The sequence below is a fragment of the Vibrio sp. V01_P9A10T6 genome (assembly GCF_963877065.1).
Taxonomy (GTDB): Bacteria; Pseudomonadota; Gammaproteobacteria; order Enterobacterales; family Vibrionaceae; genus Vibrio; species Vibrio anguillarum.
Genome location: NZ_CAWNTB010000103.1, coordinates 1 through 3,388, shown reverse-complemented (window position 1 = coordinate 3,388; position 3,388 = coordinate 1). Strand labels below are relative to the sequence as shown.

Sequence of the window (3,388 nt, the reverse complement as noted above, 5' to 3'; positions counted from 1 at the left end):
CTCTACTACTTAGCATAGGTTCTGCGTTAATCAGTACCTATCTCGCCGCGGCGATCTGCTTTGTGATATTGCAATCATTGTGGCACAGCCGTCACTGGTCAAAAGTAGAGAACGCTTTATCACCGTTACTGGCTATGCCTCACGTCGCTTTTGCCATTGGTTTTGCTTTTTTATTCTCACCAAGCGGCATGACGGATCGCCTTTTGTATCATCTGTTTGGAACCTCATTCATGGGAGATGGCGCTTCACTTTTAGTACGCAACCCTTACGCAGTCGGATTAACCTTAGCGTTAGCACTTAAAGAAGTTCCTTTTTTACTGCTGATGAGCATCCCCATTTTGCAGCAATTAAACATTGATAAACTGCAACAAGCAGCGGCTTCGCTGGGTTATTCTCAACCCCAACTATGGCTAAAAGTGATCTTCCCACAGTGGTTAAATAAACTGCGGTTTGCCCTCTTTGCCGTGATTGCCTACGGCGTATCCGTTGTCGATTTGGCACTCATTTTAGGCCCCAATAATCCACCAACGTTTGCAGTATTGGTATGGCAGTGGTTTAGTGACCCTAACTTAGCCTTAATTCCTCGCGCCGCCGCTGGCGCCGTTCTGTTGTTTATACTTGCCAGCGCCATGTTATTGATCGTTCTCTTCATCGAAAAGTGTTCCACGCAACACTACAAACGCTGGCAATACTCAGGGCGCTATGCGCTTTCCTTGCCAGGAAAATCACTGTTTTTATTCATCATTACCTTATCTCTGCTGATGTTGCCTTTAATGGTGGTTTGGAGTTTTGCACAACGTTGGCGCTTTCCAGACTTATGGCCCAGCCAGTTCAGTACCCGTTTTTGGGACAACGAATGGTTGAATATCGCACCAACCATTTATCAAAGCGTACAATTAGCGCTATTCAGCACTGTGATTGCGCTGGTGTTATCTCTACTCGCTCATGAGTATAAGCTCAAATATCAGCGCCATTTACCCAGTTATTTGATCGCCTTGCCAATGCTCATTCCTCAGCTTTCACTGTTATTTGGCATGCAGATCGCCACACTCTTTTTAGCCAGCGATCAGTATTGGCTTTGGGTTACATGGTCACATGTATTCTTCGCCTTTCCTTTTGTCTACCTTGCGTTGGATGGCCCGTGGCAAAGCTACAATCAAAACCTGACTAAAGCAGCGTTGAGTTTAGGAAAAACGCCGTGGCAAGTATTTTGGCAAATTAAAACGCCGCAACTCTTACCAGCCATCGTTTACGCGGCAGCGGTTGGAATGAGTGTGAGCTTAGCGCAATATTTGCCGACTTTAATGCTCGGCGCAGGAAGGATCGCTACTATTACTACCGAAGCCGTTGCACTCTCAAGTGGCTTTGACCGCAGAGTCACCGCCATCTATGCAATTTGGCAAGCCCTACTGCCTTTAATTTTTTTCACCTTGGCGATTGTGATCAGCCGCATTCAAACTCATCGCCGTACCATGAACCCTATTGTTAAAAAAACTGCCCGTAAGGAAGCCATTACTCATGACGTTCTGCCTCGAAAACCTCGCCATCCATAAACAAAATGGTGAAGTTCTCTTATCGGATTTAAATATCACCATCTCCCCAGGTGAAATTGTTAGCTTAATGGGGCCGAGCGGCTGCGGAAAATCAACGCTACTTAATGTAATTGCGGGTCATTTGGGGAGGGATTTTAGCTTCCAAGGCAGAGTTATACTGGACGATGTCGACATCACTTTACGGCCTGCACATCAGCGGCAAGTCGGTATTTTATTTCAAGATGATCTGCTCTTCCCACATCTGACGGTTTGGCAAAATTTGGCTTTTGCCTTGCCCAACTCGGTAAAAAGCCATGAACGGCAGTCTCAAGCAGAAAAAGCATTGCAGAAAATTTCTCTCGAACATCTTGCCAATGCTTACCCAGAACAGATATCTGGGGGGCAGCGAGCACGTATTAGCTTGGCTCGCATGCTACTGGCTCAACCTAAACTGGCACTATTGGATGAACCATTTAGTAAGTTAGATAAAGCACTGCGGATCCAATTTAGGGATTGGGTCTTCAATCAACTGGTCGCTGAAGGCATTCCGACCTTGATGGTCACGCACGATAAAGACGATGTTCCGCCTAACAGCCGCATTTTAACCTGCTCATGGGAGAGCGCACATGCTTGATCGATTTAGTGTCAAAATCATTCGTTGGCCACTAGAGAAAACAGCTCAAGGGCTTCATCGCTTAGGCATTACAGCGAACCAAACGACACTCTGGGGTTTTGCTTTAGGTTGCTGTGCACTTCCTGCACTTGCTTTCTCGCAGTACACGCTGGCATTAATTTTCATCATACTAAACCGAATAGCAGATGGCCTTGATGGTGCATTGGCAAGAATTCAGGGGGTCAGCGATGCGGGAGGATTTCTTGATATCAGTTTAGATTTTCTGTTTTACTCGCTCATCCCGTTTGGTTTTGTGCTGGCTTCACCTGAGCACAATGCGGTGGCTGGTGCCTTTTTGATCTTTTCTTTTATCGGTACGGGAAGCAGCTTTCTTGCCTTCGCCGTGATGGCCTGCAAGCGAAACATCCACAGCCCTATCTACAAGAATAAATCACTGTATTACATGTCAGGCTTGACTGAGGGTACGGAAACGATTGCTTGTTTCGTCCTGTTTTGTCTTTTTCCTCAACATTTTGCCTTAATAGCTTATCTATTCGGCGGCGCATGCTGGTTCACCACCATTACCCGCATTTATTCTGGATTTCAAACACTCTCTAACACTCACTCACGTCAAGAATACAACCATGATTAACGGTATCACTTTTGGCTTCGAACTACGGCTTCAAATCCAGATAATGTAATACATTGGGTAATCGTATAACTCTTCGAAATTCTCATCAATTGAACCAGTGGCATGCTAAACTGCGCACTTACTAACGCAGTGGCATAACGATGCCTAAGGTTGCATTTATGACTTTGACCAGACCCGTTAAAATAGCGATCTTACTCTTTCTGATCCCGACTCTTATTTTTTCGTTAGCCATCCCAATATTAATCAATCCGTTGACACGCTATGTGCTGGAAAGCAAACTCGATACCGTCAATCTTTACTTGGCCAATAGAGCTCAGAGCTTAAATGATATGATTTTAGATCAAGTCGCTCAGATAAATTATGAATGCCAAGCAAGCGATATGTCATTAATTCGTGATTCCAAGTACTACAACCGATTTATTAGAATGATCGCGGTTGTCAACAAAGACGGGCGTAGCTGCTCGACTGTCGGTTTCCCATTACAACTTTCGGATGAGTTGAAAGCCTATGACCTCTCTTCAGGGTTTTACATGTCCACCACTCCCGCACTTTTTAATACAGAAAAAGAGCTACTTATTTATTATCAAAAAG

General features: G+C 45.0%; 3 protein-coding genes and 1 pseudogene. All 4 read left to right on the top strand.

Annotation, left to right across the window (positions count from 1 at the left end; all coding sequences use genetic code 11):
• Window positions 1–1,553: ABC transporter permease (locus AACQ21_RS05420; RefSeq protein ID WP_105976714.1), on the top strand; the 1,553-nt coding region annotated here is incomplete at its 5' end.
• Window positions 1,519–2,166, top strand: a complete 648-nt coding sequence (locus tag AACQ21_RS05415; RefSeq protein ID WP_105976713.1) for an ATP-binding cassette domain-containing protein — start codon at window positions 1,519–1,521, stop codon at window positions 2,164–2,166. The genes AACQ21_RS05420 and AACQ21_RS05415, both read left to right, overlap by 35 nt.
• A complete protein-coding gene (locus tag AACQ21_RS05410; RefSeq protein ID WP_105976712.1) occupies window positions 2,159–2,797 on the top strand; it encodes a CDP-alcohol phosphatidyltransferase family protein in 639 nt (212 codons plus the stop codon). Before AACQ21_RS05415 ends, AACQ21_RS05410 begins: the two co-directional genes overlap by 8 nt.
• A gap of 158 nt (window positions 2,798–2,955) precedes the next feature.
• Window positions 2,956–3,388: pseudogene (locus tag AACQ21_RS05405) on the top strand (EAL domain-containing protein); the annotation flags it as partial.